Here is a 24623-nt window from a genome sequence, read left to right as displayed (position 1 = left end):
TAGCTTGTTTTATCGCGTATATAGTTGCTTTTTTATGCGGCATAGGTGTTGTCGGGTTCATGGACTCAATTCTGGCTGAATTTATGGTTTGCTTGTTGGTAACCGCTCCTTTGGGGTGCGTTTTTATCGCGCGTCACCAAAGAGCGAACCGATAAGTTCCAACTAGCCGTGTTGTGAAAGCGGACATTCGTAGATTCCGCAGCATCGGTCAAAATCGGCTCTGAGCTGTCATCTGACTGTTTTGGTCAGTTGTCGGCAGGAGCCCCGTTGCAGACGCTCTAAAAGTGAGCAGAGTCGAAGCATGCCGATACGGACCGCTTCTTCTTCGGATATCCAAGTTTGGGCTGATCTACGCGCGCAGCTTTGGGATGACACGTCTCTCGGACAGCATCGGGATGAGGCTGCGGCGATGCTCGCCAAATGTCCTCATGACGGCATCGTCTTTTTGGATGTTGTTGATGGGGCGACCATTCGTGCATTCGCCGAGGCAACCTTGCGCCGCGATCATGTCAACAGATGCGAGACTTCGCCAGTTGCCTTCCTTGAGGGCATCTTTGTCCGCCCTGAGGACCGAGGCTCAGGCGTCGGACGGCTATTGTTGAAGTCGGTCCAATCGTGGGCAAATGAGCGAGGCTGTTCAGAGTTCGCCTCTGACGCACATATCGACAATGCGGCAAGTCATGCGTTTCACTTGTCTTTGGGCTTCGAAGAGACTGAACGCGTCGTCTATTTTCGCAAGGAGCTTTAGGGCGATTGGCCGGAGCAGCCCTAAGCAGACTCGATGTGACCTGCCAATTTTGACAGAACGGCATCCACATGCACGGCGGGAAGCGGACCTTGCTGCCGTTGACATCAAGCGATGCAATCAATGTTCGGTCCCGAAGTAGACCTTGAGTTCTTTGCAATCGGCTGAAAAGTAACTAACAGCCCAAACCGGACATTGATCTGACATGTTTGTTGTCGGGTCAGCGGGAAAGCCTGCCGTTTGTATCTTGACCGTGATAGGTTGGTTGAGGAACCAACTTGATTTCCGTTGCTGCAGTCCTGAAGAGAAGGTCGAAATGAGGCACCTTTTATGCGCCATAGGTATACAACTTATCTTTGGAGCCCCATGTTTTGCCGACAAGCCGACCTTGTTTGAACGTCTTGTTGACGGCTCCGGCGGCTCGCTCGAAGAGATCTTTCCAGAAGCCGATATGGTATGCGTTGTTGGTCAGTACCGCAATTCTCGTCGGACGTTGGCACCTTACAATGTAGATGTTGCATTCTGGGACAACACTGCGGTCTTTGAGAATGAGGTTCTCATAGTTCTTGTCAGAGGTTTGGAGGTGGTCTCCGAACAAAAACGAGAGACTCTCCCCAAGAGCAATGATGGTGAAGCCTTCTCTTTACTACCCGAAAACGTCTGTCATCATGATTTGGAAGCTAAGGTCCAAGTCACCACAAGACTGACCAAACCCATCTATGAGGTCATTGATGGAGAGAGAAGAATTGGCTTCCCCAGTGCTCAATACACTGATGTTAAGATAACTAAGTCGCGCGAGTAGAGGCAACGGCCAGACACAGCCCAAAGCGGACACGATCCTACCGCATCCTGAGACCCATGGTTCCCTCAGGGCGGGCGGAAAGGAGACGTTCGCTGCAAATGCACCTGTGTTTTCTTACTAGCGTCGAAGCGGACATTGGCCAGGATTGGAGCTTCGCATGAAACACTCTAGATAGGTGCTCACTCTTCCTCCTTCGTGGCCCTGGTGAATATCCAACTGACCGGCAACTGGTGTTCGTGACCGCATCGGCTGCAGACCAACATTTCGGTCAGAAAAAACTTCGCCGCTGTGGATTTCCTGAGTCGAATTTGTTCGCCGCAAAGCGGGCACTCCATGAATTCACGGAATTCTTGATTGAAGAATTTGACCATCCGCGAGGGTCCGTTACCAAAGATAGCCTCAAAACCGCCTACTGAGACGCGCGTAAGGTGGTCGAGATAGTTAGCCTTCGGGAAACCCATACGGCTGAGAAGTTCAATCTGCAGCAAATGTACAAATAGGAGAACGTAAGCAATCTGACGGTAGCAGGAATCGTAAATGTCGTTGTCGCGGGGATTCTTGAAAATGAAGTTGATGTTGTAGTCTTCAGTGGCGTTCTTTGATCGGCGTGTGAATAAGTGCGTTGCTTTGTCGAACAGCCCTGCCAAACCGCCATCATTGTCATAGTCGAAGAGGATCGAAAAAAGCGCGTCCGGTTGCGCAAATTCCATCCCATCGCATATATCGATTGCCGCAGCGATTATCTCCTTTTTTGCAGGAGCGTTGAATTCTTGCCCGTCGAAGTACCTTCGGGGATCGGACTTGAGTTTCTGGAAAAATTCTCCTTCGTCGGCACTCATTAGCGCCAAGATGGGCAAGCCTTCCTTGAACGGCTTTCGAAACAAGGAAAGCGCCATAGTGAATTTTCGTTTTTCAAGCGCGATCAAACCACCATGTATAAAGTTCAACATGTCAGGGAATAGCGCGCGGCATACGTGATTTACCATCAACCGCCGCTCTTCCTCGGTACGGCCCGTTGCTATCAGAAACTCAACAGGGTCCTCCGACGTCCTTAGTGCCTCCAGATCCGCTTCGTCCCGAAGCTGAATTCTTAGTTCGCCCGCGCCAATTTCTTCCGCAACGCGGGTCAGATGGGCGATCAGGTCGTGGATGTAGAAGCAGAATTCATGGGCGGCCCAATGACGCTTGGGAATCTCCGAAAGACGCTCCAAGTCAATTATACCAACCTGCATCGGTGCAACTCCCCTTTTTCGACCAAGGGCAACGTCACGCGCGCACTTGCCCTCAGAAAAAATGTTCCCATAATGTTCTTGCGAGAATTATCATTTCACTCGGTAGGTTTCAAACTGTCTTACAGGAAACACAACTAAGGCCCCTACGTTGGCGAAAATCGGGCGCAACCAACCCTGCCCTTGCGGCAGCGGCAAGAAGTTCAAGCATTGCCACGGGCAACTCGCAGGCAATGCTTTCTTTCCCGGTGCCGATGATGCTTTCGAAGCGAAACTACAGGAGGTTGAGGCCGAAAATGCCCAACGCCAAAAACAACAAGGGCTCGGCAAGCCAATCATCTCAACCGAGTTTCATGGACAACGCATCGTTGCCGTGGGGAACCGTGTCTACTACTCGCCCAACTGGAAGACCTTTCACGACTTCCTACGTGAGTACATCTTTATGGTGCTCGGGAGAGACTGGACCGAAAAGCAGCGAAAAAGGCCGCCTGAAGAGCGCCATCAGATTGTGCGTTGGTTTGATCAGGCCATGAGCGATGCACGAAAGATGGCCGTCGAGAAGAATGGGTTGTTTTCTGGCCCCATAACCGGGGCGCAACGGGCATTCCTGAACCTTGCGTATAACCTGTATCTCATTGCGCATCATTCGGAGCCGGGGAAGGCCGAAGCGATCCTTCAGAGCTTTGTCCACCGTCTCAAGAGCGCAAGAACCGACGACTTCATCGGAAAGCTCTTTGAAACGTATGCCTCGGCGGCAGTTCTCAAGGCTGGGTTTGAGATTGAGTACGAGAACGAAAAGGATGGAAGCGATAGCCATGTGGAGTTCATTGCAACGCATCCACAAACCAGGCGTCAGTTTGCAGTTGAAGTGAAGGCCCGCAATAGAACTATTGGCATGGACGGGCCGATCGATGATGCCAAGCGCCTGCGTGTCGGGCAAAAGCTGGCGAAGGCTCTTCGTAAGCGCGCAGGCCATGAGCGAGTTGTCTTTATCGAGGTCAACATTCCTGATGTCGTCGGAGAAGACTATTCGGGAACGTGGGTCGAGTCCGCACTTGATCAGGTCAGAGAAGCAGAGGATTTCCTTGATAGTGGAGGGAAGCACTATCCCCCAGCGTATGTCGTAGTGACTAATCATGCGTATCACAACAATCTGGAAGCGGCTGACATTGGCTTGCAGGCGGTAGCAGAAGGTTACCGCATCGCCGATTTCGGCCCGCGCGCTCAGATTAGCCGTTTCAAAGAATACCTAGAAAATCTTGAGCGCCACAAAGAAATCCTTGTCTTGTTCGATTCACTGAAAGAGCACAGCCATATCCCAATTACATTTGACGGGGAGATTCCCGAATTCGCATTTGGTGAAGACTATGAGCACCCAAGACTGCGGGTTGGGAACCAGTATATGGTACCAGATGAAGCGGGTAAATTGGTTTCCGGCGTGTTGGAACAGGCCATTGTCGTGGAAGCATGGGGAAAAGCTCAGGGCGTGTATCGCCTTGAAGATGGACGGCGCGTAATGGTTTCACATGAACTTACCGAACGCGAATGGGCGGCATGGCGACGGCATCCTGAAACGTTCTTCGGTAGACTTGAAGAAAAGCGTTCGGAACCACAGAACTGGTTAGAGTTGGCGGAGTTCTTTTACCAGTCTTACAAAGAAACGGACAAAGAACGGCTTCTGGGTTTCATGACCGGGGCAGAAGACTTTGAGGAACTTGCGAGGATGCCACAGGATGAACTGGCAATCGTTTATTGCGAACGAACCGCGTGGTCTGCGTGGCGTCAAACTCGTACAACCGTCGAATGATCATTACAGATCCTCAAAGAGCTGCGTTTTACCACTATGAGGGGTCACAAAGAACCCACCATTCGTATGATGAGTGCAGTACATTTGTAGGCTAGAGCTCTAGGTTCGAGAAATTGTCTTCTCCAATTGAAATCCTACAACCGCAGGGCGGCTTGAACGGGTTGTTAATCTTCGCGAAAATTGTGGACAACTAGACAGAGCCGGTGAGTTTAGAAGGCAAATCGAGTGACCAAGAAAAGCAAAAATTCACCTGTATTGGGCAATCATGTTCGTAAGAGAAGAAGGCTCGTTCCACCTTTTCTCGCGGCGATGGGCGATACATACCGCCCATTCATTTGGGCGCGAGATATCAGTCCGGAAGCCATATGGATCAGTCTTTTAGTTGACAGATATGGGCTAAAGGCGGGCGCAAGCCTGGTAGTGTCGTTGTGCAATTTGGCGGAGGAAGCAGTTCCCGAAGACGCCACCCCGTCGTTCTGTCGGTTTTCGGCCTTTCTTGAGCTCACGACTAACCAGAAAGAAAGCGTCGTTGCAAAGCTACGCTTTTCGGAGGCTAGCAAGATAAAGAGAGCCCTCTATCCCCTTCACAAAGTTTGTCCGGGCCACCCTCTGGAGTTCTTGTACAAACCGGACGATTTGCCTCCTCTTGAGAAAGAGATCCACCCGAATATCAATGGTCACTTGAGCGCCCTATATGACCGCTTTAGCAGAGAGGCTGTACTTAGTGCAGCGGTGGCGACATATGCTGCGATCTCGCAAGGCAGGCTTAGAATGCCGAGAGAGCTATTGGACAAAACAATTTCTGATCTGGAAGCAATAGAGAGCTACCCTGACACTGAGGCGTCAAAGTCAGCGGCGGGAAGCTTCAGAGCAGGCGCTCCTGCAAACTTTGGCCAATTTGGATATGACGGACCACCCCCGACTCATGATGAATGGCTTAAAAAGTTTTGGAGGGAAATTGGAATGGTTGGAAGATGCGAGAACCGATACGAGCTTGAGTATGAGGATGTCTCTGACGACCCGTTAGACAAGTTAGTGACTGGTCTAAGGAACAAAGCAAAACGAGAGTTGTCAGACCGAATGGACGCTTGGAAGCCAGACTTGGCTGACATTGAACCCTATGAAGTTATCGGTGCGTTGTTGGCAAGGCAGGTGACCATAACCCTGGAAATTGCCAATGCGCCCGCCATTTGGACACCAAACACTGCGCCTACGATCTTGCGGAGTATGGGAGACGTTTTCATAACGCTCGCATGGATTTGTGGAGATGCGTCTAGCCGCTCCAAACTGTTCATTGAGCATGGCCTTGGAGCAATGAAGTTAGAAATTGCACATCGCGAAAGGGCTATCGAAAAAGAACCCGATAAGCACGATGCCGATGAATTGGCAGAGATGGTCGAGATGCAAAAGGCCTGGCTAGGCGCACAAAGAATGGATCAGTTCATCGAGGTGAATTTGGGTAACTGGGCTGGCCTAAACACCCGTAGGATGGCAGAGGAAGCTGACTGCATCGACTTTTACAACTACGTTTATCAACCATTTAGCAATGCTGTTCATTCAAGCTGGGCGCATGTTGGTCAATTCAATGCGACGTTCTGCAGCAACCCAAGCCATCGCCAGCATTGGATCGGGGCGGTTGTGGAATTTGAACCTGATCCTCATTGGCTCTATCTTGCCACTAAGTACCTGAACAAAACATTTCGCGAATTTGACAAGTTTTCAGGTGTGACTGCGACCGCGGACAGTGCCTTGGATCATGTTATTGAAACTTTGAATTCCCTGTATTCTCATGAAGCACCTGAGACAAAGACATAGAGTATATTAGGTTAAACACGCGTAGTTCTGGCAAGAATTTTGCACGCGCACTTGACCATAATAGGGTTTGGGCCGGGTCATCTTCACCATTTTCAGTTAAATGAGCCTGATGACATACACTTTGGATACATGGTGCGACAGTTTGGGACCAGCACTGAGCCAACTCGCAAAGGTTCAAGCACCCTTTCTTGAGGAATATTGGCAGGCGAACTCTTACCCGACACGAGTGTCATTCAACGGAGTGGATGAAACACCCTTTCCAAAAGATGACGTGGCCCATCTCTATGATCTCGCGCGCATGGCCTCACGATCCGCTGAGAAGAAATACTACAAGCCGCTTCGCGAAGTGCTTGACCAGGTAAGAGGTATCCTGAGGTCACACCCATCACTCGCTAGGGCACTTGGAACGCGTATTGGTAATGACGAGTTTTACGTCAAAGTACTGAACGGGACGTCGCTCACTTGGCTGACACAGATCGTGGCTGGTCTTCTGGAACGCGCACATGACCATGGAGATGGCGGATATAGGAAAGCCGCGAACGAACTTGGATCGATCCTTGATCTGAGTTTGACGACCTTAGAAGTTGATGTCCCAAACGGGCTCGATTTGGGCTACGACTTACTGCTTTTCCATGGTCCCGAAATTGGCAACGAATTTGAGATTCAGGAGGGTTTAGTCGTCAAACCCGCTGCCGCCCTCTCAGATTATCTGGATCGCGAACGGATCTGGGATTTTGTGCCAGAGGAGATGGATCGGCGTGATTGGCGGCAGATTGGCGCTGTGGTGCGACCGTTCAATTGGCGACCTACGTTCCGGAGGAAGACTGACTATCGGGAGGAGCGTCCCAGCTGGCCAACCAGATTTGAGGATGACGCTCTCACGTTTTTGGAGATCCTGTCCATCGCGAACCAAACGCCGATCTTACCTTTCATGTTGATGCACGGATGCTTGCATCGATCCGCACATGGCTTGTTGGGGTTGGCTCACAGTCAAGGTGGCTACCAACCGATCCGACAAGTTGGACGTCGGCATGATCCTTTTCGAACCCCTCCACAACTCCAGAACAGCTCGATCGATTTGGCCAAACAAGCCTATAGCAAACGAAGCGATGAGGAATTTGAACGCCTTGCGCCAGTCATTCATCGCCTTTCAGAAGCTTTGGCCCGCTTAGGTCGTTTTGGTGCCAACGACCGAATTCTGGATGTTTCGCAATCGTTAGAATTGATGTTTAGGCCGAAAGGCGGTGGGATAAGTCGAACACTCCAGGACGGCATGGCCGAACTGCTGGGTGCCGATGAAGCCCATAAGGACGATATACGCGCTGCAATAAAACGGTTCTATGACGTCCGCTCCGCAATTGTTCATGGCGCAACCGACGCAAGGCGCAAACGCAATTTGGAAGACCGCCGAAGTGCATTTATTAGCGGCTTCAATTTGACCCAACAGGCGCTCTTCAAGATTCTGCTGAGTGATGCTGGGACCTGCAACTAACTCTGCGCAGCTACGATTGTCCGCAGACCGTGAGTTCGAATATCTCCAGATCGCGCAACTGCAGAGAATGCCGGCTATGCGGGCTGCGGGCGCTTTAACCCGAAGGTTCAGCCAACGTCCGGTAAGGGTCGAACGATGATTGAGAACATCACCTAAATTTAGGGAGGTTGCGGTATGCCTGCGCTCCATTAACGTTGGTCCTGCAAAATCCAGTTTCAAAAAAAGCGAGTTTGGAGATGAACTGCGAACTTACCAAGCTGCACTTCGATGCTCTCCGAAAGCTACGCGAAGAATGCGATTACGAAGACTCTCGAAGCGGCGGGGAATTGATTTTTGTGCTTCGCAACAAGTTATCGCCCGGTATTGGTGATAAAACGCTTTCGGATCTTGAAGGTTGGAGGATGATTGAGGCTGGTATCAACAAATGGTTCGGAACTCTTGGCTATCGGATCACCGAACTAGGCCGGCGAGAGATAGAGGCCAACCGGCCGAAAGAGCCTAAACCAAAGACCAAGCACAAGCTGCGATCCCTTCCTCCTCGCCTGGGAAAACCAAAAGGGCGGTTTGATAGATAGCTGTCAGACATGTACTGGGCTCAATGTCTGGCTACGAATTAACGGCAGGATTGAGGTAGCTGCGTTGCAGCGATTGACCAAGTACTGGAAGTCCGCAATGGGCCGTTTCAAATAGTATTGCGTGGTTCTAGCGTGGATAAAATCTCATCTCGGAACCCGACGTCGGATGCTCTGCAAATACCTCCCAAAATGGCGACTTGAGTTCCACACTAGGAATGCGCTGCCAGCTAGTGTCTCATAAATTTTTGACGTGCTTCGCGGGCAATGTTGTAGCGAAGATCCAGTCGAGAGATCTTAGTCGTAATTGCTTTTCGCTCTTCTTCGATGTCAGTCGTCTGAAGGCTTTTGTAAAGTGAGTCGATCTCTTTTTTTAACTCGATTTCCTGCGGCAGCACACCTGCCTGAGCCATGATACGGAAACCTGCGGCTTCTGCGGCGTCTGTTTGCGTTTCCGCTGTTCTGTCAGGCAAGGGTTTTCCCTCGCCTTCAAGGTTGTCCAATTGGCCCTGCAATCGCGCTTTTTGGATTTGCCGTTCGATCAGGCTTCGGAAACTTCGGGTCATGGAACGGGCCCTTTCGTTAGGTGTTAGTGGTGACTGGGATGGGGTGGGGTAAAAACAAGCAAACTCTTTACGCCATGAAACCATTTGAATTGGCAGCCCGAGATGGCGGGCCGTTCGCTATCTCTAAGCTTTGTTTCTGATCGTGGGACGGCGATGAGGGTTTCGAGCTACTTCCCGCGGACCTCTAAAAAAAGAAGTTTTCTTCCGACAAAACATTAATGCCCTCGATTGTGACCGACCCCTCGGCAAAGCTCATGACCAGATCAGCACCGACCTGCGCGATGTCGTCGTCGGCGGCAGTGACAAACCCATCACCATTTGTATCGAAATCATCAAACGAATCGTATAGGCCGCCCGAACCGACCCGATGTACGTCGATAAACAAAAGATCATCCGCGTACTTCTCGTTCGTGCTCAACGTGATGTCGATGATGTTGTCATCACCGAAGGCACCTTTGTTGCCGTTGAAGACAAAGATGTCGGCACCCGCTCCACCTGAGAGTAAATCATCGCCACCTTCGCCCTCGATACGATCAACTTTGTTGCTGCCAAAAATCTCGTCATTGCCATCGCCAGCTCGGATACTGATCCCGTAGTCTGATTGCGAATTACCGATGAATGTATCGTCATGATCGGTTCCGTGTACCGCGAGAGCATCATTGACATAGACGGTATCCGTACTGCGATAGAGGTCTTCCGCATCGTCAACAAACCAGACCATATATCCAGAACTGTCACCTTCCAGAAAAACTTCTGCGTCCTGGACATAAATCAGTTCGTCCATCGTTCCCGACTTGGAGATATGAACCTTATCATGCCCCGCACCGCCGTAAATTTCCCCGGAAGTGTTGGAGACGTGAAACTCGTCTTGTCCATTCCCGCCATAGAACTTGCCGCTGGCGTTATGCAGGCTGACGGTATCGTTACCGTCATCGCCGCTCAGAACAAGGTTCTGACCCGATGCTATGAGTGTGTCGTCTCCGCCTTTGGCATAAACGGTCAAGTCATTCTTGTAAGGAATTCTGAAGGTTTCGGCGGACTCAGAGCCGAGGAAGACCTCGAAGTTCTTGAATTCCAAGAGTACCTTTTCGCCGTTGTACCCTTTGCCTTCCTTTAATTCGTACCGGTCAATTTTGACCCCGTTCTTGAACAGATTAAGCGTGTCTTTGCCACGCCCGCCATTGATCACATCGTTGAATCCGGCCGTGATCATGTCATCACCGCGTTCAAGATTGATTATCTGCCGGACGTGGTCCGAGCTATCCACAATGTCGTCGCCATGCGTCAGATCAAACCGCTCGATGCCCTGGAACCGGTTGAACCCGATGTCCAGATCTCCACCGCGGGATTGAAGTGTGCCCTTGGTCACATCGAGCCAGGCACCTTTGCCATCGGCCGGATCATAGTAGTCGAGCATAAGTTTGTCGAACCCCGCTCCACCGCTGTAAAAATCATTTCCCGCACCTTCGATGAAGGTGTCATGCCCTTCGCCACCATAGGCTTTGTCATTGCCGCCACGCAGTTGGATATGATCATTGCCGCCGCCACCATAGACAACATTCGCCGAAGAGTTGCCGTAGACGACGTCCTTGTATTTCGAACCGATAACGTTTTCGATGTAGTTGATCGTGTTGTTGCCGATATTGGCGCGATCACCAATGGTCGAGCGGACATATCCGGCATTCAGATCTGCCGTCACGCTATCTTCGGCATAGGCAAGGGACACGAAATCTGACCCCGTGCCGCCGTGCAAGTAATCATCGCCCGCGGACAAAACGAGGTTATCGTCTCCGCCGCCGCCGTAGACGGTATCATCACCTGTACCGGTGTAGATAACGTCATTCCCGTAATATCCGTAGATCAGATCGCCGTAATTGCTCCCGACAATCTCATCGTTGCCGGACCCGGCGTGAATGTAATGACTTCCTGGCAACCAGGCACGCAGAAAATCGTGTCCTGATGTTCCTCTGAGTGTGTAGTCTTTCATATCTAAGTCTTTCACTTGTTAATGAGGGTTGCTCTGGCAACCCCTAGGTTGGTAGTGTTTCGGCAAGAGTTTCCTCTGCCACGACCGGGAATTCATTTCCCGGATCAAATGCGCAGGACGTCAAGTGACGCCGTCAGCAGGGAATGCGATGCGTTGTAGGGGTCTGCTCCCGGGAGCAGGGAGCGAAATGTGCAAACCCACCCATTCCGGCACGCCGAAAGCTCTCGTTGACCAGATTGTTGTAATCGCTGCCCGGCATCTGCCGATCCGCTTGTGGTGAAAGCGGTCGGGTATCAAAACCAGCGCGTTCAAAGCTGTCTACAATCAGGTTGAGTTCATCCGAGCCCAACTCGGCGTCTTGAGCTTCCGAAATAGCCGCTGCGCAGATGAGCAGAAAAAGTGCCCCATTGATAACGAGGGTTTTCATGCTGCTTTCCAGTCCTGCGAAGTGTGGATAGTCGGATTGAATGACACACGTGCTTTGAATCTCCGAACAACGCCCAGGCTGCCCAGACCGGCGAGCAATAATGGCAAACCCGCGGGGAGCGGTACAACCGAAGGGTCCGAGGCGGCGTAGACAGCTGTGCTGAAGTCGAGCAAATAGTCCCCTTCGTCGTTCAAATGGACATCGCCATTTTCGTCGCCAATGAAGCTCAGAATTCTGATCGTCGGGTCTGCAAGTATTCCGTCGTCGTTGTCGAAAATTTCATTCCGCCCAGTGGCGGCGTCAGCGGCTGTTTCAAAGGCCCCGGTATTGTTGTCACCAACACCGACAAAGTAAGTGCCTGCCAACAGATCCAACGAGAGACACGAGTCACCAACCGTCAGGTTTGTGTAGTTGTCGCAACTGCTTTCAATATCATCGTCTCCCGCCAGTCCCTGACCACGGTCATTGAACCAAAGAAGGTTGGCATCAAACGCTGTCGACAACACACGAACCGTCAGCCGGGTCGCTTCACGCAGCCGGAAACTATAAAGGTCGACATCCGAGATTGATGTGTTGATGAGGCTTCCACTTACCGCAGTGGTGCCATCGGTAACGTCGAACGCGGTCGCCATGGACCGGCCAGCATCAGTAATTTCGGTAATGGTACTTGCCGAAGCGGCGCTCGAGGAAGCAGCAATAAATGCTGCTGCAATCGCACAAAAATTCATGGTCTACTCTCTTTTTTGTTTTCTGAGTATTCATTTCAAATACGTCAATTGAGTTGACAATTAGGTGATTCCCCATTGAATGTCAACTGAGTTGACTGGATGTGCTTGCGTTACCCCTGAACAACCTGCAACCTGCGAAAAATTGGTAAGGACGTTCACAGTGACCAAACAGACATCACAAGAGAAACTTTATGCGGGAATACAGATGACCCGCCCCTTGCTGAGATACATCACGGCGCGCGTGGAAGCAGATTTGAAAGGTACGGGTATTAGCGTGGGGCAGCGCGCAATTTTGGAAGTGTTGTTCGGCGTTGGGAAAGCCACCGCACCGGAGATCACTCGGTATCTGGACGTGAAACGTCAATTTGTTGGTCGCGAATTAAAGGAAATGGAAAACCTGGGCCTCGTTGATAGTGAACCGAACCCAAGTCACAAAAGCTCAAAGTATTACAAACTGACACAGAGAAGTCGTCCGATTATTGAAAGCATCCGTGCTCGTGAGGTCGCTCAGATATGCGCCTTTGCCGAACGTTTTACAAACGCTGAAATCGCCGCGTTCCACAAAGTTCAATCCGCATTGCTCGCCGAATTTTCGTCTCATTGAGTTTTGAGATTTGCACACTCCAAGCACCCAAAGCTTACGCTTATCGCATGAGGCGGGGCTTTGGTGAGCTTCGCTTTTGCGCAGATAAGACTGTCACAAGCAGTCATTAGCGCATGTGCGATTAAAGTTTGCTTTGTCTAAGATTTTTTTATGCGGGCCAGGTGGTTAGGTTGGTCTTGGCGGGATGGCCCGCGTTGACAAATCTGACAAGGTGGAAGCCGCGGGGTGCTTGCGCTGTTCTATGGGGAAAGCACGAGCATCTGCCGTTGATTTTGGCTTGAGTTTCGCTGAGCCTGGCAAATCTGGTCGATAAGCTGGACGACCTTTGGCGTACCGGTTGGGGATTTGGCGTGTTTTGCGCCGTTGGTTCTCATCTGCTCATGCTCCGTGCATGGTTTCGAGCCAAAGGTCATCTCTGCCCGACATCATGAGCGTCGGATCGGAGGACAGGCAGGAGATGGGCGTTTCGTCATGCGGCCTGATTTCTGGGAGGTGTTCGGTTTGCCAGGAAACAACCACCCGTCAGGCCGCGCCTCGCGCCAATAGTCGCGCAGAAGGTCCAGCAATCCGGGTGACAGCATCACCTTGCGGTCCTTGCCACCCTTTCCATGTTCAACATGGATCAGCATCCGGTCGCTGTCGATATCGCTGACCTTGAGGTTGCAGACCTCAGACGCTCGGAGCCCCGTGCAGTACGAGATGCTGAGTGCCGCCCGGTACTTCAGCCCCGGCCCTGGCGCGACCTTCAACAGCTCGAACACCTCTTCGGCGCTGAACACCGCGGGCAGCTTGCGCGGCTCCGTGCGGAAATGCAAGTGACCCAGCCCCCTGAAATCAGGCCACTGAGGTGCTAGTAATCTGTCCAAGCAAAGGATGGACTATGAAACGCAGATTTAGTGATGAGCAGATCATTGGGATGATCAAAGAGTACGAGGCTGGTGTGAATGCGCAGGAACTGTGCCGGAAGTACGGGATCAGCGACGCGACATTTTACAAGTACAAGGCCAAGTTTGGCGGGATGAATGTGTCTGACGCAAAGAAGCTGCGGGTGCTTGAGGACGAGAACAATCGTCTGAAGCGGATGCTTGCAGATGCGATGCTGGACAACGCCGCGCTTAAGGATCTCGCCACAAAAAATTACTGACGCCTGATGTGAAGCGCAGGGTTGTGTCGGACGTGATGGATCGGCATGGCTCTCAGTGAGCGTCGGGCGTGCGAATTGGCTGATCTGCACAGGTCTGTCTTTCAGTATCAAAAGCAGGATCGGGGCGATGATGCTCTGCGTAAGCGGCTGCGCGAATTGGCGAATGAACGACGCCGGTTCGGGTATCGTCGTTTGGGCATCTTGCTTGCCAGAGAGGGGTTTGAAGTGAACCACAAGAAATTGTTCCGGCTTTACCGCGAAGACAGGTTGGCAGTGCGCCGAAGACGGTCGCGAAAGCGGGCTTTAGGCACACGCAGGCCCATTCTTGTGCCGGATCGCGCCAACCAACGCTGGTCACTGGACTTCGTGTCGGACGCCTTTGAGTATGGTCAGCGGTTCCGTGTTCTATGCATCGTGGATGATTGCACACGCGAAGCCTTGGCAACTGTCGTGGATCGTTCGTTGTCAGGAGCGCGGATGACCCGCGAACTGGATGATCTGATCCACAGACGCGGCCAGCCCGATATGATCGTCTCAGATAACGGGACGGAAATGACATCTCACGCAGTGCTGAGGTGGTGCCAGGAAACCGGCGTTGGTTGGCATTACATCGCGCCTGGCAAGCCAATGCAAAACGCATTTGTGGAAAGCTTCAATGGCCGATTGCGAGATGAATGCTTGAACAAACACATCTTTGGCAATCTCGCTGAAGCACGGAAGATCATCGAAAACTGGAGGATCGATTACAACACGCAAAGACCACATACATCGCTTGGCGGGCTGGCTCCGACTGTCTACGCCAACCTCAACCGCAGCACCCGGCCTGCCTCGCTTGAGCTCCGCAAGGGCTCCGATCAGCAGGCCTTGACCACAACCCAATCAACAGAAAGAAACAGGAACGGATTCTACACCTAGACGGCCCGGATCAAGGGGCTGGGTCACAAGCATTCCTTCATCTCGGGGCGCTTGCAGGTCGTCTCGAAGAAGAACCGCAGTCCGACAAGCCGCACGTTGTAGGTCGACGGGGTGACGTTCGTGTTCACCATGTGAAGCTGATAGCTGCGCTGAGTATCAACGTCTGCTTCGGGGAAGCTGCTTTGCAGCACCCGTGGTCATGATGAAGGTCCGGTTCGGGCCGGACTAGATTGGGAAACCGTCCCAACTTTGCAATTTTGCAGTGTCCGGTTTACTGCGCTCTGCTGCCGTTCGTGACCGGCGCAGCGAAGATCAGAAGCCGTCGAATCTTGGGCGATGTAACTATCTCGGATTGTTTCATTGATCAGTCCGGGGCCCATACTCCCAGCGCGCATCGAAAAATTTTGAGAGAGCATGCAAAGGGGTCGAGGTGGTCGAAAAGGTGGATAAAATACAAAATAAACACAATTTAACAAATAAAAACAAGAATTTATATTTATTTTGTGGTGCCCGGGGGCGGAATCGAACCACCGACACGAGGATTTTCAATTTTCCTGGGTTTCTATTCAAACTCTCGCAACTTGCTGCGAGCCGACGCAAAAAGTCTTTGGCTTCAATACTGTGTGATCTCCAATCAATCGCAGGGCAAACCAATCCATTTCAGTCCAGCCCACCACTCTCGGCACCCACTGAGCACCCAGCGGCCACACTTACCGGCCATAACGCTCCAGAAAGCCTGCCTGTAGCTTCCTCATTTCGGGTTTTAGGCAAGCGGAATGGTCGATATCCTAGATCTTAGTTCGCATGTCCTATCGATTTGAAAGTTCCTGAATATTGAACCGCTTACAACAAAAGCCGCTGATAGGGTTTTTCCTCAACCCATTTGGAAAACATGCCAAGTACATAGAGTACGATGGGAACGAGATTGTCATACATGCCAAGCCTTTAGTCTCCGGCGCGTTGCGGGCGCTTGCTTCTGCTCCAACAGTTGAGCATGGATTTTGGGGGGCCTCTCTGACGTTCCAATTCGATGATCAACCTGTTCACTTGCTCAAAGGCGCTCGGCACAAAGACGCGGTCAATTTCTCGAACGCCATTCGCGTGGACTGGGAAGCGACCGTCCAAGCCGATTTTGAACAAAGCCGTGCAATCATTGATGCATTGGTGTTGGAAATTGGAGGGCTTTCTAACCCAGCGACCTATCCGGCAGCGTGCGTGGTGTCTCCAATACTGGAGCGCGCTCGTGGCCTCGATCAGCGTCTTCTTTCCAAGCTACCACAAGAGGCCCTAGAGGATGCGCATCGGGATCAAATCCATACGATTCAGGGGTTTATGAAAAGCGCCCCACAAGTAAGGCAGCAGGCAATTTCGACTTTTGAGGAACGTCAGTTGATCGAGTGGGCCGACTTCTTCGAAACATTTGAAAGCAATCCACTGACGCCAGAACAACGGCAATCAATCGTTTCTGATGAAGATGCAACTCTGGTCTTGGCTGGCGCTGGTTCGGGCAAAACCAGCGTCATTACTGCCAAAGCGGGCTACTTATTGAAGTCTGGCGCGCGCAGACCAGAAGAAGTGCTGCTTCTGGCGTTTGCCAAAGACGCTGCCAAAGAAATGAGTGAGCGGATCGAGGCCAAGTGTGGGGAGCCCTTGGAAGCCCGTACATTCCATTCGCTGGCCTATGACATCATAGGGTCCGTTGAAGGAAGCAAGCCAGCATTGGCTGCTCATGCCACGGACGACAAGGCTTACCTTGCCTTGATCCGAGAAATCCTGAGGGCTTTGGTCCGAACGGCATCAGAAGTGTCAAAGTCAATCGTGGGCTGGTTCTCCCACACGCGTTTGGAAGAAAAAAGCGAGTGGGATTTCAAGAAAAAGCACAGCTACTACACTTACATTGAAAAGCTTGATCTTCGCACCCTTCAAGGGGAGCAGGTTAAAAGCTTTGAAGAGTTGATGATTGCCAACTGGCTGTATGAGAACGGCATCGAGTATGAGTATGAACCCGACTACGAGCATAAGGTTTCCGAAGGTGGCTTTCGTGACTACTGTCCAGATTTTCGCTTAACAAAAAGCGGCATCTACATTGAGCACTTTGGTGTTCGACGTACGAAATCGGTAGACGGAACCTATCGGCTGTCAACTGCGCCATTCGTAGATCGCGAAGAATATCTCGCTGGAATGGATTGGAAGCGTGGTGTCCACGCTGAACATGAAACGACTCTGATCGAGACATTCAGTTATGAGCGTGAAGACGGTCGGTTGCTGGAAGCACTTGCTGAAAAAATTGCGCCCTTTGAGACCGTCAATCCAAGGTCACCAGAAACGCTCTTCGACAGGATTGTGGAGCTAAACCAAGCCGACAGTTTTGTGCAGCTGCTTGGAACCTTCTTGAAGCACTACAAAGGGGGTGGATACCACCTCGACGAATGCGCGGAGAAAGGACGTATCTTGAAGCTTGGCAAACGTGCCAAGGCGTTTCTGTCCATTTTCGAGCCAGTCTACCTAGAGTACCAAAAACAGTTAAACGGGCGGATTGATTTTGAAGATATGATCCTTCGGGCAACCAAGTATGCCGAGACGGGAGAGTATGCCAGCCCGTTCAAACACATCTTGGTGGATGAGTTTCAAGACATATCGCGCAGCCGGGGGTGCTTGGTCAAAGCTCTAATAGCCCAACACAGTGATGCACGCATTTTCGCAGTTGGTGATGACTGGCAGTCGATCTACCGATTTGCCGGATCAGATATCAATCTCATGCGAAACTTTGGCGATGAGTTTGGGGGGCAATTTGATGGGCAATCTGGTGTTCACCGAACTGTAGATTTGGGAAGGACTTTCCGTTCAGTCGATCAGATTGCACATGCTGCGAAGAGATTTGTGCTACAAAACCCGGCTCAGTTGAACAAGACAGTGATACCAGCTGGCACGTCAGATATGCCTGCGTTGAAAGTTGTCTCGACAATCAAAGCCGACGAGCAAAACAAGCTGGAGCAAGTGCTTCACTCGTTGCAAGGTACGGTTCAACGAAAGCAGCCAGTCTCGGTTTTGTTGCTTGGCCGTTATCGACACTTAGCCCCATCCAATCTCGCGCAACTGCGTCGCAAGTTCTCCGATTTGGACATCTCGTTTCGCACGATCCATGCATCCAAAGGGCTTGAGGCCGATCACGTGGTGATCCTGAACATGTTTCGTGGCCGTACGGGCTTTCCATCAGAAATCGTTGATGACCCACTCCTAAGTCTTGTCTCACCGGAGGCCGAGCCATTTGAGAATGCTGAAGAACGCCGAGTTATGTACGTCGCGCTCACCCGTGCCCGAAAATCCGTGACACTTATGGGGTCAGCTTCAAAACAATCGGCTTTCGTTTCCGAGTTGTTGGATGATCCTGAGTACGGAACAACCGGCGCGGACGGCCAAGTAGAATTCAACCATACCTGCGGCGAATGTGGTGGGCATCTGGTTCCTGTCCCGACCAGAGATGGCCGAACATGGTACAGGTGCGAACATGCCACTCTCTGCGGGCATTCTTTGAACGCTTGTGCGTCCTGTGGCATTGGACTGCCAGTTCGGAACAAAAGCATCGGTTTGAGCAAGTGTTCTTGCGGTGCTGAATATCCGAGCTGTCCCAGTTGTGAAGATGGGTGGCTGGTCGAAAGAAGGGGGCGATATGGGTCGTTTCTAGGATGTGTCAGCTACCCACGCTGTAAGGGAAAGACAAAGATTGCGAAGTCTAAAAGCTGATCGAGCGATTGCAGGCATTCACAAACCTTCAAGCCATTTCATCCAAACCTGATACTCACTATGTCCATTGAAGTCCAAAGCAACTACGCTCTGGAACACCCCCACGGCACCCAAGTCCCCGTTCCGAGCCTTGAGAAATTTGTTCGTGACTGTTTGATTGAGGTTTGTGGCCTTGAGGCTACCCCGAGCAACTAAGATTCTCATTTATGGCATTGAAAGACCTCGACGCAGAAATCGTCAGAATCAGAGACCACAGGTCTAGAACTTACTACAACGAAGCGTTGCGGGCCTATCGCTCTGGAGCGTATCGCGCAGCGATATCCGCAGCGTGGGTAGCGTTGGTATTCGATATTTTGCTAAAGTACCGTGAACTTTCTGCAGCAGGTGATGCAGAAGCCACTGCATTCATTGGCGATTGGGACAAAGCTATTGCGGCGAACGATGTCGCGAAGCTGCTTGAGCATGAGCGCAGTTTGCTAGAGCACGCAAAGACAAAGATGGGCCTGATGAACTTGCAGGAGCATCGCCTCCTACAGAGGCTATACGAGGATCGGCACCTGTGCGCTCACCCGGCGTTTGCGGTTGAAGATAAGCTGTTTGAACCGACTGATGAGTTGGTGCGAACGCATATCGTGGGCATTGTCGACATCGTTCTGAGTCAGCGTCCCGTACAAGGGCGAAAGATCTTTGAGTCCTTCAGTACCGACGTCCAATCGCCCGGCTTCCCAAGTGACGAAGGAAAGGCAATCGAATTCGTTGAAGACAAGTATCTTTCTGGTATGCGTGGCGAGGTTCTTAAGAATTTTGGAATAATACTGGCAAAGTCTCTCATCAAGAACGTGCCTCCCGAGTGGGACAATCATCGCATTCGTATTGTTGACGCGCTTAATGCCCTGCGGCTCCGCCGATCAGAAAGCTGGCAAGAGGTTCTTACTGCTGTCGCAAAGCTCATTAATGATGACGATCCCGAGTTTCGACCGCGCGCGCTAGCCATGCTCGCAGACTTCTCTGAAGTTCTGCCAAGGGTTCAGGAAGCCCCTTTGGCTGCTTTGCAGGAAGTTGCTGCCTCCGATGCACAGCTCGCAGACTACCCAGAAGCATTTGCAGCTGTTGAGCTTGAACCGTTTGAAGAGGTGCTCATTACAAGGTTTGCAGACCTTTCGCGCACTGAGGCAGCTGAAGTATTGAACGCAGTCGCTGCCAAAAAATTCTGGCCAAACGCACTTGAAAGGTTCGGCAATTCAGGCAGTTACCGGAATGCTGAGGCAAACTTTGACAGATTCATACGGCCATTCGCCGAAGGCATAACGGAACAAATGCTGGATCAGGTTCTAGAGGCAACCCGAGAGAATGGGCAAATCTGGAATGCGGGCGGAGTACCGGACCGTCTTCTAGAGTTGTTAAAAGCCAAGCAACCGACATGCCCCAGTTCCGGTTCGGTCGACGAGTTCTTTCTGAGCCTTTCAAGACGCTCAAAAACTCGCTTCGATGACGTTTGGGAACACCTTCGCTCTCTGGGTTGGGAAGAACCCGAACAACCGGCAGATGAAGATTAGTCCCGCAATAGGGGCAATCCTAAGCATATGGATGCGATCCGGCACAGAACCTCCCAAACCATACCCTGACACGGGGATTCTGGGTGTCTTACGATGTCTGCATGAAACAGATGCTGACAACCAAATCACTCGACGCGATGCCCCCGGCGACTGCAAAACGGTACGAGGTGCGCGACCAGAAAGTAAACGGCCTGCATGTACGTGTGTCGACCACAGGTGCCAAGGTGTTCTACACGTTGGTCCGCCCGGACGGTTCACGCAGGCGCGTCAAAATCGGCCCATATCCTGTGGTCTCCCTTGCCGACGCCAGACGTCGCGCGATGGAAATCGCACGTGATGTCGAGTTGGGCGAATTCGAGAAAGCGCCTGAGGTTTTGGAGGCATCGGCCCCCACGCTGGGCAACACAATCCCCAAGTTCATTGAGCTTCACGCCAAGCCCAACACCAAGGACTGGAAGCGGACCGAAAGCGTTCTACACAAGTTCGATGGTTTGAAGGATCGGCCAATCGACCAGATCAAACGGCAGGATGTCAGTAGGGTGCTGGACGGCATCATCGCCAAGGGGACACCGACACGCGCAAATCGGGCGCTCTCAGCGATCAAAAAGCTCATGAACTGGTGTGTGATGCGTGGTGACATCGAAACATCGCCTGTGGCTCTCCTCAGACCACCTACGCGCGAAATCCCTCGTGATCGAGTGTTGAGCGATGCTGAAATTCGAACGATTTGGCATCATAGTGACGTCGAGGGATACCCGTTCGGCCCATTCCTCAAGCTGCTGATGATGACGGGGCAGCGACGGGCTGAAGTGTCTGACATGCGTTGGTCTGAACTCAATATTGATGAGGGAATTTGGGAACTTCCAGCGAGTCGCGTGAAGAACGCACGTTTGCATGTTGTGCCTCTGCCTCCACAGGCCGTGGACATACTGCGATCCCTGCACAGGTTCCTCGACAGCGACTTTGTTTTCACGACGACTGGGCGTTCAGCGATATCTGGGTTCGGACGCCTCAAGGAACGTATTGAGGCGACACTGCCGGAAAACACACCTGATTGGCGTTTCCATGATTTCAGACGCACGGCCTCCACGGGAATGGCGAAGATCGGCGTAGCCCCTCATGTGATCGATGCAGTGACCAACCATAAATCAGGAGTCGTGTCCGGTGTCGGCGCGACCTACAATCGCTACACGTATTTCAACGAAAAGCGTGATGCGCTGGAACGGTGGGCAAAATATGTCGAAGAAATCATTACTTCCCCGTCTTCCGAGGGCTGAGCAAAAGCTGCTATCTCATGATCGCCTAGTAAATATTTTACTAGCTGCAATTATCAAAGCCAATCCACACCACGACCCAACTGTAAAAGACGAAACGCGCCTTGCGCGAGCGCGAGACGCGCTACTTGGGGAGCCAAATTCGCGCGGCCGGAAATCCATCAAGGATGACCTGATGCTTTTCCCTCTCTACGAGGCTGCATTGCGGATTGAGAAAGATCGCATGAAACGCGCTCTGCTCTCGGTTCAAGATCAAGAGACCCAAGGCGAATGGACGAGCCAGCTAGAACAAGATGTCGCCTCTGAAACTGGAATCGCAAAAAGATTTGCACCTGAATTCCTAAGAGAAATGACTGAGCAGAAAAGCATCGAAGATTGGTTGCGAAAAATCATTGGGACATTGTCTTTGACTTCGGCTGACATGGCTGACCTTGAAAGTTTAGTTTCTGGCGACTCTCCAAAAGCCGAACGTTTGCAACGTATTCTCGACGATTTGGAGGCTGTTGGAATACATTCAAAATCACCGTTTAGGACCGAAATAGACGATTTGAATCCCGATACTGGTTGAGTTTTTCAGTATAAATGGAAGGCCTCTTTGAGACTTAGGAGGCCGAAATGGCAGAACATAACACCACCGTAGAAACACACCCTCAACCGCTAGTGCTACTTTCACGAAGCGATCTCAAAAACCTTGGGATCACGCTCTCAAACTCGTCGCTATTGAGAGCCGAGGCACGAGGTGCGTTTCCCCGCAGATTGCGCCCGAGCCCAGCAACCGTCTGCTGGGATCGCGCCGAGGTCGCAGAATGGCTGGAACGTCGCAAAGCCGAACGTGCCGATTGGCACTACGCAGATGCGAGGTAAGACAGCCATGAAAAGCAAGAAAACGCGGACTTACTGTCCGAAATGCCTCGAAAAACTGGGCGTCATAAACGACTTTGATCATCTTCAAGAGCTTGAAGATCTGGGACGGTTTCCGCGCAGGAGTGGTCCAAAGACATGGGACGCAGACCAGTTCGACAAATGGTACATGCTGGTGACGGGCGTTCGACCACCAAAGGTCAAATGCAAATGCCGATCACGGCGCAGGTAGGGCGTTAAGCGCCCTACTACCCCCCCAGCAAATTCGCAATCGAAACTGCCGCGCCAACAGCGTGAACGGTGAAGTTGCGCCTACCGAAAGGACATATGATGACACCCGAAATTGATGACTTCTTGACTCCCTCACTTTTTCAAGATGGCTGGCCAGATCGTACGACAGTCAAAGAGCAGGACGAGTTTCTGTTCGCGATCTGGGGACCACAAGTACGAGACAGAGTGAAGATCTATGCCTCGCTTTGCTTTCGCAAAAAAGGCTCGTCGAGAATGGTACAGGAGTTCGTGCAGATCGATGATGACATGTGTGTTGTTGATGTCTTGCGCTCTTACAATCGCCACGAATGGGATCAATACTTCAGCCCGAATGTCTACACCCGGAAAAACCGAAAGCTCAGCAGTGTTTTCCAGTATTGCTGGTTTGGCTGGTGCGATGTGGACGCAGCTGACCCATTTGCTTTCAATCCTCAACCGTCAATCGTGTGGCAGACCTCGCCGGGACGCGCCCAAGCGCTATGGTGCTGGGGTTGCCCTCATACGCCTCAAACGGCGTCGGCATATTCCAAAGCCCTCGCCTATCGGTTCGGAGGCGACAAAGGGGGTAGCGCAGCAAACAAGCTCCTGAGGATACCGGGATCATACAATCACAAGCCGGAATACGGGAAGCCGTTCATCCCACTTTTGAAGTTCGACCCCACGTGTATGGATGAAAGGCCAAAGCTGTTACTCAGCCAGCGAGGTTCGTACACGGTCAATCTTCGTGGTCAGGATTTGGACCCACATGCGCATTCTAAATGGGATGTGTGGAAAAGATACCGACACAAGCTGGACGCTTCGACTAGCTCGCTTATCAGGCACAACACAGCGCGCGCCCACGATAGGTCAAACCGAATTTTCGCAATGGTGGCCGGGCTTCACGAGGCCGGTGCCTCGTTGGACGAAATCGCAAGCGTCATCTGGGCCAGCCCCTATTTTCGGGACAAGCACGGGGACAACTTGAGCCGTCTTGGGCGCGAAATCCACGCGATCATCGCGAAGGTGGGGGACACTCAATGACCTCAAAGAAAAAGGAACTGTTCGTCGGCTTGGATACAATCGACCCCAAGGCAGTCGAGTGGCTGTGGGAGCCGTTCATCCCGTTCAGCATGATCACGATCATGGAGGGCGACCCCGGCGTCGGCAAATCTTTCCTCGCGATGCAACTGGCCGTACAGGTCAGCATTGGTGGGGAATTACCAGATGGTCAAAAGGTGGGGCGCGGTCGCGTCCTTTACCTCAGCGCCGAGGATGATGCTGCGTATACGATCAGGCCGCGCATCGATGCGATGGGGGGCGATCCGTCACGCATTCGGGTTCAGGGTGACTTCCTGTCGCTGGACGAGAAAGGTCTGCAGGCGCTCATGCGCGAAGTGAAGCGACAGCCACCAGACCTTCTCATCTTTGACCCGTTGTTCGCCTATATCCCGGCTGGGCAAGATATCTACAAGCCCAATGTAATCCGGCAGCTTTTGTCCTTCCTGAAAGACATCGCCGAAGCTGGCGAGACTGCTGTGGTGATCATCCGGCACCTGACCAAGGCCAAGCACGACAAGGCCATCTACAGAGGTGGTGGGTCTATGGATGTGATCGGCGCTGCTAGGTCAGCGTTTTTGGTCTGCGAACATCCAAACGACAGTTCGACCAAGCTGGTTGTTCACATCAAACACAACATCGCCACGAGGGGGCAAACCCAAAGCTACGAGATTGCTGGCGAGGAAGGAGGTATGGCGACCCTGAATTGGCTTGGGCCGTCAGACATCACGATTGATGATCTGATTTCTTCCGATGGCCCACCCCGAATGTCGGCACTGGACGAGGCGACCCAATTCCTGCGCGTATTTCTCAAGAACGGCCCTGAGGCGTCCACTAGGGTTGAGAAAGAGGCTGCTGCACGCGACATCGCCCCCAAAACATTGGAACGCGCAAGGCGTGCTCTGGGCGTCAGGTCGAAGAAGAAGGGGAAAGGCTGGTTCCTGTCGTTGCCAGACGAAGAATGACCACAGGTAGGATATGAAGTGCGCCAAGAACGCCAACATCGCCATTAATGATTTTGGCGTACTTCACCCCTCAAGTTCGCCATGA

Annotated in this window: 19 protein-coding genes and 2 pseudogenes; 15 read left to right on the top strand and 6 right to left on the bottom strand. The window is 52.0% G+C overall.

Translation table 11 applies throughout. The annotated features are described in order from the left end of the window. The first annotated feature begins 301 nt into the window (after window positions 1-301). Together aac(6') and Q1A52_RS06295 are read left to right on the top strand one after the other, a co-directional pair. Window positions 302-748, top strand: coding sequence for an aminoglycoside 6'-N-acetyltransferase (gene aac(6') / locus Q1A52_RS06300; RefSeq protein WP_300012473.1), 447 nt, complete (start codon window positions 302-304; stop codon window positions 746-748). 385 nt (window positions 749-1133) lie between these two features. Then, window positions 1134-1547 carry a hypothetical protein gene (locus tag Q1A52_RS06295; protein ID WP_300012471.1) on the top strand — a complete coding sequence of 138 codons (414 nt, stop codon included), beginning with the start codon at window positions 1134-1136 and terminating at the stop codon, window positions 1545-1547. Between the two features lie 179 nt (window positions 1548-1726). Here Q1A52_RS06295 and Q1A52_RS06290 read toward each other — a convergent pair whose 3' ends face one another. Further along, window positions 1727-2779, bottom strand: coding sequence for a hypothetical protein (locus Q1A52_RS06290; RefSeq protein ID WP_300012468.1), 1053 nt, complete (start codon window positions 2777-2779; stop codon window positions 1727-1729). A 148-nt stretch (window positions 2780-2927) separates the two neighbouring features. On the opposite strand from Q1A52_RS06290, the gene Q1A52_RS06285 reads away from it, so the two are divergent. The 4 genes from Q1A52_RS06285 (at window position 2928) to Q1A52_RS06270 (ending at window position 8465) form a co-directional block, all read left to right on the top strand. Next, window positions 2928-4583: a YecA family protein gene (locus tag Q1A52_RS06285; protein WP_300012465.1), complete on the top strand. Its 1656-nt coding sequence runs from the start codon at window positions 2928-2930 to the stop codon at window positions 4581-4583. A gap of 225 nt (window positions 4584-4808) precedes the next feature. Beyond that, window positions 4809-6398: a DUF5677 domain-containing protein gene (locus tag Q1A52_RS06280; protein ID WP_300012462.1), complete on the top strand. Its 1590-nt coding sequence runs from the start codon at window positions 4809-4811 to the stop codon at window positions 6396-6398. Window positions 6399-6498: 100 nt separating this feature from the next. Next, window positions 6499-7890, top strand: coding sequence for a HEPN domain-containing protein (locus tag Q1A52_RS06275; RefSeq protein ID WP_300012459.1), 1392 nt, complete (start codon window positions 6499-6501; stop codon window positions 7888-7890). A 236-nt stretch (window positions 7891-8126) separates the two neighbouring features. Continuing rightward, entirely contained in the window at window positions 8127-8465 is a 339-nt protein-coding gene (locus Q1A52_RS06270; RefSeq protein WP_300012456.1) for a hypothetical protein, read from the top strand. Window positions 8466-8692: 227 nt separating this feature from the next. On the opposite strand, the gene Q1A52_RS06265 is transcribed toward Q1A52_RS06270, so the two are convergent. From Q1A52_RS06265 to Q1A52_RS06250, 4 genes are all read right to left on the bottom strand, one after another. Next, complete coding sequence (locus Q1A52_RS06265) at window positions 8693-9028, bottom strand: DUF1992 domain-containing protein (protein WP_300012453.1); 336 nt, start codon at window positions 9026-9028, stop codon at window positions 8693-8695. Window positions 9029-9212: 184 nt separating this feature from the next. Next, a complete protein-coding gene (locus Q1A52_RS06260; protein ID WP_300012450.1) occupies window positions 9213-11015 on the bottom strand; it encodes a hypothetical protein in 1803 nt (600 codons plus the stop codon). Window positions 11016-11148: 133 nt separating this feature from the next. Beyond that, window positions 11149-11442 (bottom strand): hypothetical protein, encoded by a 294-nt coding sequence (locus Q1A52_RS06255; protein ID WP_300012447.1) that lies wholly within the window; start codon window positions 11440-11442, stop codon window positions 11149-11151. Then, entirely contained in the window at window positions 11439-12170 is a 732-nt protein-coding gene (locus Q1A52_RS06250) for a VPLPA-CTERM sorting domain-containing protein (RefSeq protein ID WP_300012444.1), read from the bottom strand. Before Q1A52_RS06250 ends, Q1A52_RS06255 begins: the two co-directional genes overlap by 4 nt. Before the next feature lie 160 nt (window positions 12171-12330). On the opposite strand from Q1A52_RS06250, the gene Q1A52_RS06245 reads away from it, so the two are divergent. Continuing rightward, window positions 12331-12774, top strand: coding sequence for a MarR family transcriptional regulator (locus tag Q1A52_RS06245; RefSeq protein WP_300012440.1), 444 nt, complete (start codon window positions 12331-12333; stop codon window positions 12772-12774). 497 nt (window positions 12775-13271) lie between these two features. On the opposite strand, the pseudogene Q1A52_RS06240 reads toward Q1A52_RS06245, so the two are convergent. Then, a pseudogene (locus Q1A52_RS06240) lies at window positions 13272-13592 on the bottom strand (tyrosine-type recombinase/integrase); the annotation flags it as partial. A gap of 62 nt (window positions 13593-13654) precedes the next feature. Here Q1A52_RS06240 and Q1A52_RS06235 point away from each other — a divergent pair. The 8 genes and pseudogenes from Q1A52_RS06235 (at window position 13655) to Q1A52_RS06200 (ending at window position 24538) form a co-directional block, all read left to right on the top strand. Then, window positions 13655-14833, top strand: a pseudogene (locus tag Q1A52_RS06235) (IS3 family transposase). Window positions 14834-15667: 834 nt separating this feature from the next. Beyond that, a complete protein-coding gene (locus tag Q1A52_RS06230; protein ID WP_300012437.1) occupies window positions 15668-18577 on the top strand; it encodes a UvrD-helicase domain-containing protein in 2910 nt (969 codons plus the stop codon). A 206-nt stretch (window positions 18578-18783) separates the two neighbouring features. Beyond that, a complete protein-coding gene (locus tag Q1A52_RS06225) occupies window positions 18784-20133 on the top strand; it encodes a hypothetical protein (RefSeq protein WP_300012434.1) in 1350 nt (449 codons plus the stop codon). A gap of 101 nt (window positions 20134-20234) precedes the next feature. Next, on the top strand, window positions 20235-21410 hold the full coding sequence (locus Q1A52_RS06220; protein ID WP_300012431.1) for a site-specific integrase: 1176 nt from the start codon (window positions 20235-20237) through the stop codon (window positions 21408-21410). Then, window positions 21370-21975 carry a hypothetical protein gene (locus tag Q1A52_RS06215; protein ID WP_300012428.1) on the top strand — a complete coding sequence of 202 codons (606 nt, stop codon included), beginning with the start codon at window positions 21370-21372 and terminating at the stop codon, window positions 21973-21975. Before Q1A52_RS06220 ends, Q1A52_RS06215 begins: the two co-directional genes overlap by 41 nt. A 47-nt stretch (window positions 21976-22022) precedes the next feature. Then, the gene (locus tag Q1A52_RS06210; protein ID WP_300012423.1) at window positions 22023-22271 is read left to right on the top strand and encodes an AlpA family transcriptional regulator; all 249 of its coding nucleotides are present in this window, start codon (window positions 22023-22025) and stop codon (window positions 22269-22271) included. Between the two features lie 327 nt (window positions 22272-22598). Further along, window positions 22599-23558 carry a DNA-primase RepB domain-containing protein gene (locus tag Q1A52_RS06205; protein WP_300012419.1) on the top strand — a complete coding sequence of 320 codons (960 nt, stop codon included), beginning with the start codon at window positions 22599-22601 and terminating at the stop codon, window positions 23556-23558. Continuing rightward, window positions 23555-24538: an AAA family ATPase gene (locus tag Q1A52_RS06200; protein ID WP_300012416.1), complete on the top strand. Its 984-nt coding sequence runs from the start codon at window positions 23555-23557 to the stop codon at window positions 24536-24538. The genes Q1A52_RS06205 and Q1A52_RS06200 overlap by 4 nt, the downstream gene beginning before the upstream one ends. The last annotated feature ends 85 nt before the right edge of the window (window positions 24539-24623 follow it).

The sequence above is a fragment of the uncultured Roseobacter sp. genome (assembly GCF_947488185.1).
Classification (GTDB): domain Bacteria; phylum Pseudomonadota; class Alphaproteobacteria; order Rhodobacterales; family Rhodobacteraceae; genus Roseobacter.
The sequence above is the reverse complement of the archived record's forward strand: the minus strand, read 5'-3'. Positions and strand labels throughout refer to the sequence as shown.